At 44.7% G+C, this 14,853-nt stretch carries 16 protein-coding genes; 9 read left to right on the plus strand and 7 right to left on the minus strand.

From position 1 onward, the window contains the following. Window positions 1-214 precede the first annotated feature (214 nt). The 9 genes from M2387_RS13645 to M2387_RS13685 all read left to right on the plus strand — a co-directional run bounded on the left by M2387_RS13645 (window position 215) and on the right by M2387_RS13685 (window position 8,557). Window positions 215-493, plus strand: a complete 279-nt coding sequence (locus M2387_RS13645) for a YdgH/BhsA/McbA family protein (RefSeq protein WP_259050147.1) — start codon at window positions 215-217, stop codon at window positions 491-493. A 23-nt stretch (window positions 494-516) separates the two neighbouring features. After that, window positions 517-1,146: a TetR/AcrR family transcriptional regulator gene (locus M2387_RS13650; RefSeq protein ID WP_259050149.1), complete on the plus strand. Its 630-nt coding sequence runs from the start codon at window positions 517-519 to the stop codon at window positions 1,144-1,146. A 113-nt stretch (window positions 1,147-1,259) separates the two neighbouring features. After that, window positions 1,260-2,318 carry an ABC transporter substrate-binding protein gene (locus M2387_RS13655; RefSeq protein ID WP_259050568.1) on the plus strand — a complete coding sequence of 353 codons (1,059 nt, stop codon included), beginning with the start codon at window positions 1,260-1,262 and terminating at the stop codon, window positions 2,316-2,318. Window positions 2,319-2,348: 30 nt separating this feature from the next. Then, the gene (locus tag M2387_RS13660) at window positions 2,349-2,612 is read left to right on the plus strand and encodes a hypothetical protein (RefSeq protein ID WP_259050150.1); all 264 of its coding nucleotides are present in this window, start codon (window positions 2,349-2,351) and stop codon (window positions 2,610-2,612) included. A gap of 145 nt (window positions 2,613-2,757) precedes the next feature. Beyond that, window positions 2,758-4,014 (plus strand): formyl-CoA transferase, encoded by a 1,257-nt coding sequence (gene frc, locus M2387_RS13665; protein WP_259050153.1) that lies wholly within the window; start codon window positions 2,758-2,760, stop codon window positions 4,012-4,014. Window positions 4,015-4,071: 57 nt separating this feature from the next. After that, on the plus strand, window positions 4,072-5,766 hold the full coding sequence (oxc, locus tag M2387_RS13670; protein WP_259050154.1) for an oxalyl-CoA decarboxylase: 1,695 nt from the start codon (window positions 4,072-4,074) through the stop codon (window positions 5,764-5,766). A 79-nt stretch (window positions 5,767-5,845) separates the two neighbouring features. Continuing rightward, entirely contained in the window at window positions 5,846-6,790 is a 945-nt protein-coding gene (gene yfdV / locus M2387_RS13675; RefSeq protein WP_259050155.1) for a transporter YfdV, read from the plus strand. Between the two features lie 88 nt (window positions 6,791-6,878). Continuing rightward, entirely contained in the window at window positions 6,879-8,027 is a 1,149-nt protein-coding gene (gene yfdE, locus M2387_RS13680; RefSeq protein ID WP_259050157.1) for a CoA:oxalate CoA-transferase, read from the plus strand. 209 nt (window positions 8,028-8,236) lie between these two features. Then, window positions 8,237-8,557, plus strand: a complete 321-nt coding sequence (locus tag M2387_RS13685) for a GrlR family regulatory protein (RefSeq protein ID WP_259050158.1) — start codon at window positions 8,237-8,239, stop codon at window positions 8,555-8,557. 61 nt (window positions 8,558-8,618) lie between these two features. Here the strand turns inward: M2387_RS13685 and M2387_RS13690 are convergent, their stop codons facing one another. The 7 genes from M2387_RS13690 to M2387_RS13720 form a co-directional block, all read right to left on the minus strand. Then, window positions 8,619-8,777, minus strand: coding sequence for a hypothetical protein (locus M2387_RS13690; protein ID WP_259050159.1), 159 nt, complete (start codon window positions 8,775-8,777; stop codon window positions 8,619-8,621). A 180-nt stretch (window positions 8,778-8,957) separates the two neighbouring features. After that, window positions 8,958-9,707 (minus strand): ABC transporter ATP-binding protein, encoded by a 750-nt coding sequence (locus M2387_RS13695; RefSeq protein ID WP_259050160.1) that lies wholly within the window; start codon window positions 9,705-9,707, stop codon window positions 8,958-8,960. Beyond that, window positions 9,688-10,515, minus strand: a complete 828-nt coding sequence (locus M2387_RS13700) for an ABC transporter ATP-binding protein (protein ID WP_259050162.1) — start codon at window positions 10,513-10,515, stop codon at window positions 9,688-9,690. The genes M2387_RS13695 and M2387_RS13700 overlap by 20 nt, the downstream gene beginning before the upstream one ends. After that, window positions 10,505-11,374: a nickel/cobalt ABC transporter permease gene (gene opp1C, locus M2387_RS13705; protein WP_259050163.1), complete on the minus strand. Its 870-nt coding sequence runs from the start codon at window positions 11,372-11,374 to the stop codon at window positions 10,505-10,507. The genes M2387_RS13700 and opp1C overlap by 11 nt, the downstream gene beginning before the upstream one ends. A 3-nt stretch (window positions 11,375-11,377) precedes the next feature. After that, window positions 11,378-12,304, minus strand: coding sequence for a nickel/cobalt ABC transporter permease (gene opp1B, locus M2387_RS13710; RefSeq protein ID WP_259050164.1), 927 nt, complete (start codon window positions 12,302-12,304; stop codon window positions 11,378-11,380). 45 nt (window positions 12,305-12,349) lie between these two features. Then, window positions 12,350-13,921: a nickel ABC transporter substrate-binding protein gene (gene nikA / locus M2387_RS13715; protein ID WP_259050165.1), complete on the minus strand. Its 1,572-nt coding sequence runs from the start codon at window positions 13,919-13,921 to the stop codon at window positions 12,350-12,352. A gap of 35 nt (window positions 13,922-13,956) precedes the next feature. Continuing rightward, window positions 13,957-14,730, minus strand: a complete 774-nt coding sequence (locus M2387_RS13720) for a class I SAM-dependent methyltransferase (RefSeq protein ID WP_259050166.1) — start codon at window positions 14,728-14,730, stop codon at window positions 13,957-13,959. Window positions 14,731-14,853: the final 123 nt, after the last annotated feature.

Genomic DNA, 14,853 nt, shown 5'->3' on the forward strand with positions numbered 1-14,853 from the left:
AAATATTATTGACAGCCTTAATTTGTACAAATGAACAAATAAAAGAATAAAACTCCATATTAAAAATAAACATCAATAATTAAAAGAATAAAACTCTAATAACCGTTCTATGTGCAAGAATTAACACCAAAAAATCAATCAGTAAAACTGAATAAGATCATCTGAAAAACGGGATTTTACTGTTTACCTGTATCACTAATATAGGCGTCAGAATATGAAACACACTTACGGAGTCATGATGAAAAAGATATCGATAGCCAGCCTGAGTTCACTGCTACTTATTGCCTCTCTGAGCGCCGGTGCTGCCACAGAAGTCCCCGCCATCACAGGTCATATTGTTTCCGGACATATTTCTGCTTCCGGGGCAAATAGCCTGGATGAACTGACCGCTGCGCTCAACGAAAAAGCAGATGCCGCAGGTGCTAAGACATTTACAGTCACCTCTGCCGGAGGAAAAAACAAACTCCACGGCACGGCTGTGCTCCTTAAATAACCGCGTAGCGGGAGACTAAAATCATGGTTCATCAGGATCCCGCTCTTATTGCTGGCGCTTATCAAGAGACTGAAGTTACCGTTACAGAACTGAAGCCGACACGCATTACCCGGGCAAAAAGCGAAAAGACGACCCAGAACATTCTTGATACTGCCGCCGACATTATCCGTAACGATGGCCTGCACGCCTGTACCTACAGAGCCATCGCCGGAGAACTCGGGATATCACCAGGGACAATTTCCTGGCATTTCAAAACGCTGGATGACTTGCATGGTGCGGTGATAGGCAATGCGGTAAACAACTTTACTTTGCAAACCAAGGCGTGGTTTAGCGAATTTCCGTCAGGAAAACCAGAAATACAACTCACTCAGTTTATTTTCTGGACGCTCGGCCAGCATACCCGTTTGTTACGTGAGTATGAGCTGTTTGTCGCCGCGGTATCCAGGCCTGGTCTGCGAAAAAGCGCACAGGAATGGATCTACTCACATCGGCTGATTGTCCAGGATACTTTTAGCCTCAGCGCAACACAGGCAGATGCCATCGTCGCCTACACCGACGCATGGTTTCTGCGCTATGTCCTCAGTGACGGGAATGATGCTCCTGACAGAGGTGTGACTGAGCGCGTATTTCGCTCAATTCTGGAACATCTGTAGAAATGACAAAAAATAATCATCAATTTGATTTTTAATCATTAATTTTCCATCGGGATCTGAATATGAATAATAAACGCAAATATCTGCCTGCCAGTGCGATAGCCTTTTTTCTTATGACGGGCGTATCTCATGCCTCTATTTCACCTGAAAATCGCTCTTTAGATCAGCTTTATCAGAGTGCCCTTAAAGAAGGTAACCAGGTGACCCTCTATGCAGGCGGGGATACCGCAGGCCAGCAGGATGGTATCAAAAAGGCCTTTGAACAACGCTTCCCCGGCATGAAACTTAACGTTATCGTCGATTACAGCAAGTTCCACGACGCGCGTGTTGATAACCAGCTTAAAACCGGGACACTGGTGCCTGACGTCGTTCAGCTACAGACATTACAGGACTATCCCCGCTGGAAGCAGGAAGGCGTACTTCTCAATTATAAGCCTGCAGGGTGGGATAAAATTTATCCCAAATTCAAGGATAAAGATGGCGCGTGGACAGGCGTTTTTGTCGATGCTTTTTCAAACGTGGTTAATACCAAAGCCCTGCCAAAAGAGCAGTGGCCAACTGAAGCCCGCGATTATCTGAATCCTGCTCTGAAGGGCAAAATAGTTGTTACCTGGCCTAATGATGATGATGCGGTACTGTTCTGGTTTAAACAAATCGTCGACCAATATGGCTGGGAATATGTTGAAGCCTTCGTGAAACAGAATCCTCAGTTAGTCAGAGGCACCCAGGCTCCGGCAGACGATGTAGAAAGCGGCAAAGCTTCAGCCACCTTCTCAACTGACGGCAGCCTGGTGGTAGATGAAAAGGCAAACTCTCGCTTTGTGCTTCCAAAAGAAGATCCCTTTGTTTCCTGGGCCCAGCGCGCCGCCATTATGAAAGGAGCCAAACATCCTGAAGCAGCCAAACTCTATCTGAACTGGATAACGGATAAAAACACGCAGGAAAATGTCTGGTACATGTGGTCTGTCAGAACCGACGTGACGCCACCCGCGGGCTATAAACCTATCTGGGAATATAAAAACACCGATCCTGATGCCTTTGCGGCATTTATGCAGGACAGAGCGGCGGTCGAGCGTTTCCGGTCTCAGATAGCGTTTTATTTTGGTGAGGTTACCGGCGAACCCTCCCCTGGCTGGCTGGGTTTAACCCCCCGGACTGCGATGAAACATTAAAATATTAATCGTGAAAAGCAGCCAGTAACCATGCTGGCTACTTTTTTAAAAAATAAAGCAGAGACTTATCGGTACGAACCAGATAATATAGCCAAGGCTATTATTGCGGAAAAAAATCAGGCAGATGATTCAGGGCGGAATAATAGTGTTATTGCTGAAATACGGATATTAGCGGCGACTCGGATAAAGATTAAAGATACCTGTACCAATAAAACCTACCTCTGCATGAAAGCATCCCCGGTCATTGAACCATCCAGACGTCTAATTAATTTAAAAAACAACTCAAAAACCTAAACCATTCTTAATAAAAATCAAAGAAAGTTAATTTTCTACGCAAAAAAACTACCTTGGGAATTATCTTATTCGGATTTTACGCTAAGCTTAATCTCATATCAGCGATGCAAGCAATAAGGCTTTTCTTAAATCAAGAGGTACTACCATGTCTAACGATTTGCCACTCAAAGGTATTAAAGTTTTAGACTTTACAGGGGTTCAGTCGGGCCCTTCCTGTACACAAATGATGGCATGGTTTGGCGCCGACGTGATTAAAATTGAACGTCCAGGTGTCGGTGATGTGACCCGTCGCCAGCTGCGTGATATCCCTGATGTGGATGCTCTCTATTTTACCATGCTGAACGGTAACAAGCGTTCGCTGGAACTCAATACCAAAACGCCGGAAGGGAAAGAAGTCATGGATAAACTTATCCGTGAAGCCGACGTTTTGGTTGAAAACTTCCATCCAGGTGCAATAGATCATATGGGCTTTACCTGGGAACACATCCAGGAAATTAACCCTCGCCTGATTTTCGGTTCTATCAAAGGTTTTGATGACTGCTCGCCTTATGTCGATGTAAAAGCTTATGAAAACGTGGCTCAGGCTGCCGGTGGTGCGGCTTCAACCACAGGTTTCTGGGACGGCCCACCGCTGGTAAGCTCTGCCGCTCTGGGTGACAGTAACACCGGGATGCATCTGCTTATCGGCCTGCTTGCTGCTCTGCTGCAACGTGAAAAAACCGGTCGCGGCCAGCGTGTTACCATGTCAATGCAGGATGCGGTTCTTAACCTGTGTCGTGTGAAATTACGCGATCAGCAGCGCCTCGAAAAAGTGGGCTACCTGGAAGAGTATCCTCAGTACCCTAACGGCACCTTTGGTGATGCTGTTCCGCGTGGAGGAAACGCCGGGGGTGGTGGTCAACCGGGTTGGATCCTAAAATGTAAAGACTGGGAAACCGATCCTAACGCTTATATCTATTTCACGATCCAGGAACAAAACTGGGTTAATACCTGTAAAGCCATCAGCAAACCTGAATGGGCTGAAGATCCTGCCTACAGTACACCGGAAGCCAGACAGCCTCATATTTTTGATATTTTTGCTGAAATAGAGAAATTTACTCAGACGCTTAATAAATTTGATGCAGTGAAATACCTGTCAGGTTTCGAAATCCCCTGCGCGCCAGTACTGAGTATGAAAGATATTGCTAATGACCAGTCATTGCGTCAAAGCGGTAGTGTTGTTGAAGTTGAGCAGCCTCTGCGCGGTAAATTCTTAACCGTGGGTTGCCCGATGAAATTCTCCAGCTTTACACCAGAAATTAAAGCTGCACCTTTATTAGGTGAACACAATGAAGAAATCCTGAAAGAATTAGGTTACGACGATCAACAGATCGCTTCAATGCGAGCTAATAAAGCTATTTAAATTAATCAGGGCTCAATTCCGGGCCCTTAATCACTTTTTTAACTCTGTGAGGCAATTATGTCGGACGAACTGAATCTGACGGATGGCATGCACGTATTTGTTGAAGCTCTGAAACAAAACGGCGTTGATACTATCTATGGCGTAGCGGGTATTCCTATCACTGATATGGCACGTCATGCCCAGGCTGAAGGTATTCGCTATATTGGCTTCCGCCACGAACAATCAGCTGGCTATGCAGCAGCAGCAGCCGGGTTTATGACGCAAAAACCCGGTATCTGTCTGACCGTATCAGCACCTGGTTTCCTTAATGGCCTGACTGCCCTGGCCCATGCCACAGTAAATGGCTTCCCGATGATCCAAATCAGCGGCTCAAGCGACCGGGCTATCGTTGATCTCCAGCAGGGTGATTACGAAGAACTGGATCAAATGAATGCCGCTAAGCCATACGCTAAAGCGTCTTATCGTGTTAATCGTCCGGAAGATCTTGGCATTGCACTCGCTCGCGCTATTCGCGCTGCGGTATCTGGCCGTCCGGGTGGGGTTTATCTTGACCTCACCGCAGATGTACTTGCAGCGACTATTGATAAAGAAACAGCTGAAAAAAGTCTGTTTAAAGTGGTTAATCCGGCCCCTGCACAGTTACCCGCACCAGAAAGCGTCAGTCAGGCCCTTGAACTGCTGGCTTCAGCTAAGCGTCCATTAGTCATTCTGGGTAAAGGTGCAGCCTACTCTCAGGCTGACCAGGATATTCGTCAATTTATTGAAAAGACCGGCGTGCCGTTCTTACCTATGTCGATGGCGAAAGGATTACTTGAGGATACTCATCCTCAGTCGGCAGCAACTGCCCGCTCCTTTGCTCTCGCGAATGCAGACGTTGTGATGCTCGTCGGTGCTCGCCTCAACTGGTTACTTTCTCACGGTAAAAAAGGCTGGTCGGCTGATACCCAGTATATTCAGTTAGATATTGAGCCCCAGGAAATTGACAGTAACCGCCCTATCGCTGCGCCTGTGGTCGGGGATATTGCCTCAAGTATCGCTGCATTACTCAATGGACTTGAGAAACAGCCGGTGAATACCCAGCAAGAATGGGTGAGTGACCTTGAGTCCCATAAAGAGAAAAATGCGGCCAAAATGCATGACAAACTCAATACGGATACTCAACCGCTTAACTATTTCAACGCTCTACGCGTGATCCGTGATGTGCTTGATAACCATAAAGACGTTTATGTGGTGAATGAAGGGGCAAATACCCTTGATGATGCGCGTAACGTCATCAATATGTATCAACCTCGTCAACGTCTGGACTGCGGTACCTGGGGTGTCATGGGTGTGGGTATGGGCTATGCGATTGGCGCCGCGGTAACATCAGGCAAACCGGTCGTAGCCATTGAGGGGGATAGTGCTTTTGGTTTCAGTGGAATGGAAATCGAAACGATTTGCCGTTATGGCCTGCCTGTCACCATTATCATTTTAAACAACGGTGGTATCTACCGTGGTGATGGCGTCAATTTAGCCGGTGGAAGCGACCCTTCTCCAACCGACCTGCTGCATCATGCCCGCTACGATAAACTGATGGATGCTTTCGGTGGCAATGGCTATCAAGCAACTACACAGGATGAAATCCGCGATGCGCTGGAGGCGAACCTTAAATCAGGCAAGCCCGCTATCATTAATGTCGTTATCGACCCCGCCGCAGGTACTGAAAGCGGACATATCACCGCCCTCAATCCGAAGCAGACAATTAAAAACTGAAATCTTCGCTCTTAATAACTCCTCTATGGCGTGACTATATAGTTACGTTATAGAGGAGCAATAATGATGGATTATTATTATGACTTCTTTCTTTATCTCGGACTTGCTGCCGATAATCGTGGTGATGATCCTCGGTTATGCCAGCGGTAAGCGCCACACGTTCTCAGAAGATCAGGCCCGAGCGTTTAACCAGTTAGTACTGAACTACGCACTGCCAGCAGCGCTGTTTGTTTCTATTGTTCGCGCTAACCGTGAAATGATTTTTGCCGATGACAAACTCACATTAGTTTCATTAGTGGTGATTGTCGCCTGCTTTATGTTCTCCTGGTTTGGTAGCTACAAGTTCTTTAAAAGAACCAAAGCTGAGGCCGCAGTCTGCGCATTAATTGCCGGCTCACCTACCATTGGGTTTTTAGGTTTTGCGGTACTCGATCCTATCTATGGAGATTCTGTCTCTACCGGCTTAGTTGTCGCCATCATCTCTATTATTGTTAATGCGATTACTATTCCTATTGGCCTTTATCTGATGAATCCTTCAGCTGGCAAAGATGGGAAAGGCAGCAGCAATCTTAGCGCCTTAGTATCAGCAATGAAGGAACCCGTGGTATGGGCGCCCGTTCTGGCTACGGTCCTGGTTCTGCTGGGTATTCGTGTACCTGCGGAACTTGATCCTAGCTTTAAGCTTATCGCTCAGGCCAACTCAGGTGTTGCCGTCTTTGCAGCCGGTCTGACCCTGGCCGCCCATAAATTTGAATTCAGTAAAGAGATTGTCTACAACACCTTCCTGAAACTGATTCTGATGCCTTTAGCATTACTGCTGGTCGGTCTGGCCTTCGATATGGACTCTATACAGCTGCAAATGATGGTACTTGCTGGCGCTTTGCCACCGGCATTCTCCGGTATCATTATTGCCAGCCGCTTTAATGTTTATACTCGTACTGGTACGGCATCACTGGCGGTCAGTATACTGGGCTTTATTATTACCGCTCCGCTCTGGATCTACGTCGCCAGACTTGTTTCATAGGGATAATTTATTTAGCTTAGTTTCACTATCATTAACAGACAGTCAGGGATAATAATAATCCCTGACTGCCGTTTGAAGGTGCACTCTTATGAATGAATCAACAGCTAAAGGTCCTTTTGAAGGGATACTGGTCATTGATCTGACCCATGTACTTAATGGTCCGTTCGGTACTCAGATACTCTGTGATTTAGGTGCCAGAGTCGTTAAGATTGAACAGCCTGGTCATGGAGATGACACGCGTACTTACGGTCCCTTCGTTGAAGATCAGTCCCTGTACTATAGTTTTGTTAACCGCGGTAAAGAGAGCGTCATTCTTAATCTTAAGGATGAAAAAGATCGCGCGATTTTCGTTAATATGCTCAAACAGGCCGATGTTCTGGCAGAAAACTATCGTCCCGGTGCGCTGGATAAACTGGGCTTTTCATGGGAAGAGCTACAGGAAATCAACCCGCGACTAATCTACGCCTCTTCTTCCGGCTTTGGCCATACCGGACCTCTGAGAGATGCACCTGCCTATGACACCATTATTCAAGCGATGAGTGGAATAATGATGGAGACCGGCTTTCCTGATGGCCCGCCAGTACGCGTCGGGACTTCCCTTTCCGATCTCTGTGCCGGGCTCTATATGTTCAGCGGTATTGCCAGCGCCCTGTATGCGAGAGAGAAAACCGGCCGGGGTGCGCATGTTGATATCGCGATGTTTGACTCAACCCTGAGTTTTCTTGAACACGGTCTGATGTCCTATATTGCCACCGGTGAATCGCCGCCACGCTTAGGTAACCGCCACCCCTATATGGCTCCCTTCGATGTCTTCGATACGCTCGATAACCCGATAACTATCTGTTGTGGGAACGACAGTCTGTTCGTTTCGCTGTGCGGCGCCTTGAATCAACCTGACTGGATTAACGACCCGCGATTTACCAGCGACCAGCTGCGGGTTAAATATCAGGCTGAACTCAAGACGATGATTGAAGAGGTATTGAAAACTCAAGCAGCTGAAATCTGGCTGGAAAAAATTCATCAGGCGGGGGTTCCTGTTGCACCGCTTCTCAGCGTTGCTCAGGCGGTTGAACACCCCCAAACCCAGGCGAGAAATATGATAGTTGATGCTGGCGGTATACGTATGCCCGGTAACCCTATCAAAATCAGCGGTTACGCCGATCCTCATATCAGACCGGGAGCCGCCAGCCTCGATCAGCATGGTGAACAGCTTCGTCTGGAATTTGGAACGGACTAAGATACTCAGGTGCAACAGATATTAAGAAACCGTTCTTTTCCTGTTGCACCTTTATTCGCCGCATTTATTTGAGTGAAATAGAATCAGTTATATCCTAAAAAAACGCTGTATTTATCCATCTTTTGATCTCGCTTACTATCGCTATTTTCAGACTGTACTATTCTTACTTTGCTGGCTATTCAGCGCTTGATAAAAGACTTGAGGTTGATATGAAAGATGGGATCTATTTTGTCAAATTTAGTCGCGACTTGCAGGATTTCGGGGAAGGTATTGCTGTAATACAGAATAATACCGTAAACGGTGGCGACTATGTCTGTACTTACAGAGGTAAAGCTTCTGGTAATAAACTGGATCTGCAAGTAACTCAGCATAATCCATCAGTAGATACCATTTTTGGTAATATTCAAAATTTTGTCATGCAGCTTAATATCGTGCCAAGTGAAGAGGGTTACCAGCTAGCAGGTACTGTCAAAAATGACAGCAATCTTCAAGTCGCAGTCAGCATTCGTTTTCTTGGTGAAGCACTGTAATTCTGGTCACTCTCAGACCACGGCCGTGGTCTGTGCTGTTTCTAATAGCCTTGAAAGTATTTTACTTTCTACCCAGGGCAGCAATTGGCCAGAGATAATAATTAAAGAAGAATTTTTTGTTGGATGTTGCTTTATCCGCAGTTAAGTATTTTTCTACAAAGAACCAGCCACAAAGTAAATAAGCACTGATAACAACGAAAAAGATATCTAACATAAACATAATAATTCCCTCTTACTTCGCTCTAAGGAAGTGTGTAATCACAACTCTTAAATTTCAATAATGAGAATGATATCACAAAAAATATTTTTGTGAAGTGCGTCACATAAAAAATGAAACATCTTTTCACTCAGCTGCGAGAGAAGCTGGTTTTGCATCAATACTGACAGACGTATAACCTAATCAAACCACCGAATTGAGTAATTTTTGAGCGTAGGGATGCTTAACAGCATTTAAATCCATAATTGAGCTTTGTTCGACAATAGAGTGCTGATGAAAAAATAAAACACGCTGACAGAAATAACACAGCGTCTGTATATTATGCGTAATAAAAAAATAACTGAGATCGAATTCTTGTTTCAATTTTTCTAGTAAATCAAGGATTTGTACTTGGGCAGGTATATCCAGTGAACTCACCGCCTCATCCAGAATAATCAGTGCAGGATGGGTTGCCAGAGCCCTGGCGATACAGACACGTTGAGCCTGTCCACCTGATAACTCATGCGGGTATCTGCCCATAAGATCGGGCGATAACCCCACTTTTTGTAGCAGTCCGGCCACCTGCTCACGCATTAATAATGGCGGTACATAATTTTGCTGTGACAATGGTTCGCTTATCATGGAGAAGACCGTCATTGTCGGGTTGACTGAAGTCGTATAATCCTGAAAAACAATACTCAACTGCTGATAACGGTGCTGCCGGTGATAGAGTGATTTTCCATTCAGCAGTACGGTTCCACTGTCGGGTCTTTCAATACCGCTGATAATCCTGGCTAACGTACTCTTGCCACTCCCGCTTTCCCCCACCAGCCCTAAGCTTTCACCTTTAGCGAGCGTGAAACTGACATTATTCAGTACCTTTTGCTTCTGACGTCCCCATCCCTTTGACTGCGTATAGGTTTTATCTATCCCTTCAACGTGCAGTAGCATCATACTCCCCTGCCATAATAGCCTTGAATCTTGAAGACAGACGCTCCCGGGTATCAAGAAGAAAACGGGTATAACGATGCTGCGGCGATTGCCATAATAATTCCGCTGTTTGATGTTCGACGATTTGTCCCTGATACATTACCGCAATATCATCGGCGAGATGACGCACGACACCTAAGTCATGACTGATAAAAATTAAAGTACTTTGCTGCTCCTCGGCCAGTAATTTGAACTGATGCAAAATATCAGACTGTGTAATGGAATCTAATGCCGTCGTCGGTTCATCTGCAATCACGAGTGCCGGTTTTAAGGCCAGCGTCATGGCAATCATCATCCGTTGTAACTGGCCTCCGCTAAGCTGATGCGGCAAACACGCAAGCTTCTGTTCTGGCTGTTTGATACTGACACGTTCCAGGCACTGGTATGCCCGCTGGAAACAAGCGTCACTATTCATATCTGAATGATATTTCAGCGTTTCTATAAACTGATTTTTCAGCGTCATCAAAGGGTCGAATGCACCCATTGCATTCTGAATAATAAGACTAATTTCTTTGCCGCGTGTTTGCTGCCATTGCAATTTATCATTAGCCAGCAGGTCTCTTCCACGAAATAAAATACGTCCTTGCGCCTGAAGAGTATTCGGTAATAATCCCATTATCGCTTTCGCCATTAAGCTCTTACCGCTACCACTTTCCCCGACAATACCCAGAGTACGGTAAGGTGAAATCGTCAATGACACCGGCTGAAGCAGTCTGTTACCCGCACTATCTGTGATAGTTAGATCTTCAATCTTGAGTACATCAGTTTCCACTGGTTTTCTCCTGGCTGGGGATATGACTGTATCGATTTGCAGGATCAGCAACATCACGTAAAAAATCGCCCAGGCCATTAAATGCAGCAACGACTATCACAATAGCCAGCCCGGCTGGCAGCATTAATTCAGGGTGAACTATCATGACATTTTTGGCTTCACTCAGCATATTTCCCCATTCAGGGGTGGGCGCTTGTACACCCAGTCCAAGAAATGACAGCGCGGAAATCAGCAAAATAACGCTGCCGATATCAGAGGTGGCCAGAATGATGATTTCAGCCATTGTCATCGGTATAATATGTTTTTTTAATATGTGTCCCGGTGATGCGCCAATAACCTGAGCATAACGTACATAATTACGATGCGTATATTGAATCACCGTTCCGCGGATCATTCGGGCATACCATGACCATTTCACCAGAACGACGGCCAATAATATATTTTCAATCCCCGGTCCCAGCACACCAACTAAAGCCAGGATCATCACTTCGCCCGGGAATGACAGCATCACATCACATAACCTCATCAGGAATTCATCAATTTTCCCTCCCAAAATCCCTGCAATCATGCCAATAATACAGCCAAGTGATAATGTCAGGACCATTGCAAACAGAGCATAAAATACGGTTGTCCTGATACCAAACAGTAAACGGGATAAAATGCAGCGCCCCAGGTTATCGGTACCTAGCGGATAAGAAAAACTGCTACCCTGGTATTTCATACGAATAGCCGTTTCAATGGGATCGTGGGGAGCCAGCCACGGAGCCAGAATACCGGCGGCCATCACCAGAATAACAATTGCCAGACAAATCTGTGCAAAGCCATCTCGCCGCAATTGTTGGATAAAAACAGATATCATTATTTACCTCGTTAAACGCGGATCGAGGTATTGCTGTAATACATCAGCAATAAAATTAAACACCAGAAACAATATAGCCATCAGCAAAATATAAGCCTGAATAACCGGGTAATCACGACCAAATATTGCATTGATACATAAACGTCCAATTCCAGGCCAGGCAAAAATATTTTCTATTACTACCGTTCCAGCTATCAGCTTAGGGATACTCATTCCTATAGCAACCAGTGAGGTATGCAATGAGTTAGGCAGGATATGTTTACGTAAAATAATACTTTCCGGGATCCCTCTCGCTCTGGCATAAAAGACATAAGGTTGCTGTAACTGATTTAGCATGGTACCGCGAATTAAACGGATGTAAGTTCCAATATATCCAAGCGAGAGTGTTAATGCCGGTAGAATCACCGCGTCATGCGTCATCATGCCGCTAACAGGAAACAGATCAAGCTTCACTGCCAGAGCCCAGATAAGCAATAATCCCAGCCAGTAATTGGGTATCGCAGTAAAAATAAATACCACGCCACGTATCGCTTTATCCACCCAAGTATCCTGAGTGAACACACACAGAAATGACAGCAGCAAAGAAATCATCACGATAAAAAACAAACTGACTATAGCGAGCCAGAGTGTTGCAGGTAACGCTGTCAGTATTTCATTTAAGACTGGGGTGCGGGTGAGAAACGACTGACCAAAATTAAGATGCAGCACATTCCACAGCCAGTCAAAATAGCGGACCAGAAACGGATTATCTAACCCTAGTTCTTGTCTCATCAAGGCAATAGCGCTATCTGTCGGTACAATTTCATTAATACGCAAGGCTACCTCTGCCGGGTCAGAGGGTGCCAGATTCAACAACAGAAAGGCAATAAATGAGATAACAAACATCAGAGGGAACATAATGAGTAAACGTAGCAAAAAATACCTGCGCATTATATAACCTCATTGTTAATGGGAAGATATTATCTTCCCTAATCATTAACGAGTAAATGACATTTTTTCAAATGGGATCTCATACTGTGAAGGATTAAACCCTACATGATTAAGAGAACCACTATAAATCGCTTTAGTCCGGGAATAGGTCAAGGGAATATAAACCGCCTCATCGGCTAATATTGTAAAAAGCTGGGTATAGAGTTGTTGACGCCTGTCATCATCCGGAGTAATCAGTAATTCACCAATAATCCTATCTATCTCAGCCTTATTCTTGAGTCCTTTTTGCCCCTGGTAATCAGCATGTGCGGGAATACGGAAGGAGGAAACAAATGAAGCCGGATCGTAGGGCGTTCCCCAGGACAGCGAATATTGTAGATCAAAATCACCATTTTTCTGGCGATCGAGGAAAGCTTGCTTCTCTTCCCCCAGGATCGTAAGTTTTACGCCGATCTTTTTAAAGTCGTCCTGCATTAATTCTGCAATGTCTTTTTCAGCAGCGTTATTAATATTATAAGATAATATTAACTCCATCGGTTTACCGTCTTTTTCACGAATGGTTTTATCACCGCTTAAAACCCAGCCAGATTCATCCAATAATTTTCGTGCTTTATCCTGGTTAAAAAAATAAACTGGCAAATCTATATTACTGTAGGGAACCGTTTTTGCCATTAGTGTATCAGCAACGGTCTCACTGTTATCAAGAATACCCCGCGCGATGCCCTCTTTATCTACCGCATATTGCAGAGCCTGGCGAACATTTTTATCACCAGTGACGGGGCGGCTACTGTTAAGAACGATTGCCCGTGAGGCGACAGGAGGACTCATCAATGTTTTCAGCTTCCCTGATGCTTGCAAAGCTTCAAATGAATCCATATCAAGCATATCTCCGTCGGCACCGAAAATCAGCTGAATATCTCCTTTCTGTAATGACAGAAGCAATGTCTGACGGTCAGGAATAACTTTCCAGATAACGGCATTTAATGCCGGTTTCTCTCCCCAGTAATCGGGGTTTACGGCAAAACGTGCAAATTGATTTTTCTTGTGCTCTGTCAGTATCCATGGACCTGTACCCGCATAGCTACTGACACCATTTGATGTTTTTCCCTCAATAAATGCTTTCGGGGAAATAAATCTGAATGGACGCGTCAACCCTAACTCAGTCAGCGTTGGATAGTAGGGATTTTTTAATATTAGCTCTAGGGTGTAATCATCAATGACATTCACTTTATCAATCTGACGCACCAGTTCCAGCCAGGCATGACGTGAAAAATTTTCCGTGACAGCATCAATATTGAGCTTCACCGCCCGGGCGTTGAAAGGCTCTCCATCTGTGAATTTGACATCATTACGAAGGTGAAATGTATAGGTTTTTCCGTCAGGAGAGATATCCCAGCTTTGCGCTAAATAGGGCTTCACGCCATCATCAGTATTTAATACCAGTGACTCAAATACCATATTTTGGGCGGCCATTTCACCAGAATATAAATGCGGATTAATATCACGAATATCTTTCGTACTGGCGTAGTCTAATTCATTATTTTTAGCATCGGCAAAAACAGGAGAACTTAATGCGAAAACAGACATCATCATCAATGATAAAATTGTTTCTTTCATTTATCTATACTTCCCATTAATTATTAACAATGCATTTATTTTTCTGCAACGATCATAAACATGGGAGTTGAGCCGTAATTGATTTTTTCCTCCTGGTCCCATACTTTTTCGCCGATCGAGGTATCAATCAAACACTTTTTATAACCGATATTAAGTAATGCGGTGGCATCCCATTGCGGCCGTAATGTTCGGCTCAGTGGAAGTAATTCAGCAATCCTGGTCATTGCAACCGTATCGGTGTTGATATAATGGTCAGGTATTCCCAGTTGGATAGTATTTTTACGATCGCGTTCAAAACCGGCTTTATAAACGTCATCAAATAAATGCAGATACCAGTTCGCATCAAAATTAATTAACCGTCCACCTTCCTTTAAAACACGATACCACTCTTGATAGGCTTCATCCGGCCGCTTTAAATTCCAGGTTACATTTCGGGTAACAATTAAATCAAATGAATGTTCATCAAAGGGTAAATCATGAACATCCGACTCAATAAAATCAATATCAACATTATGGTGTCGTGCATTGCTTTGGGCCTGTTCCAGCATACCGACTGTGGCATCAACCGCAGTGACTGTGTGACCGGCCTGAGCCATTATGATGGCAAAAAAACCGGGCCCAGTTCCAATATCTAACACTCTGAGAGGCTTCTTATCTGAGGCATGGGAGAGGAGTAGATTTTGCCAGACGGTCCTTTTTATACTCGCCAGCTCTTCCTGATTTGCTTCGCTGTAGCTGGGTGCTCTATCATTCCAGTAGTTAGTGACACTATGTAATACTTGGTCTGAAGTCTTTAACGACATTAACATAAGAGAGTCCAAATAGTTTTAATACATATGTATATAGTTAATATAGAAGCAAATTTTTAATAAAAAAAGAAAATAGTGTTCTTTTTTCCCAGTATGGATAGTACGGTAACGTTACAATTTCAC

Origin of the sequence: Klebsiella sp. BIGb0407, assembly GCF_024807845.1 — a bacterium.
In the GTDB taxonomy this organism is placed as follows: domain Bacteria; phylum Pseudomonadota; class Gammaproteobacteria; order Enterobacterales; family Enterobacteriaceae; genus JGM124.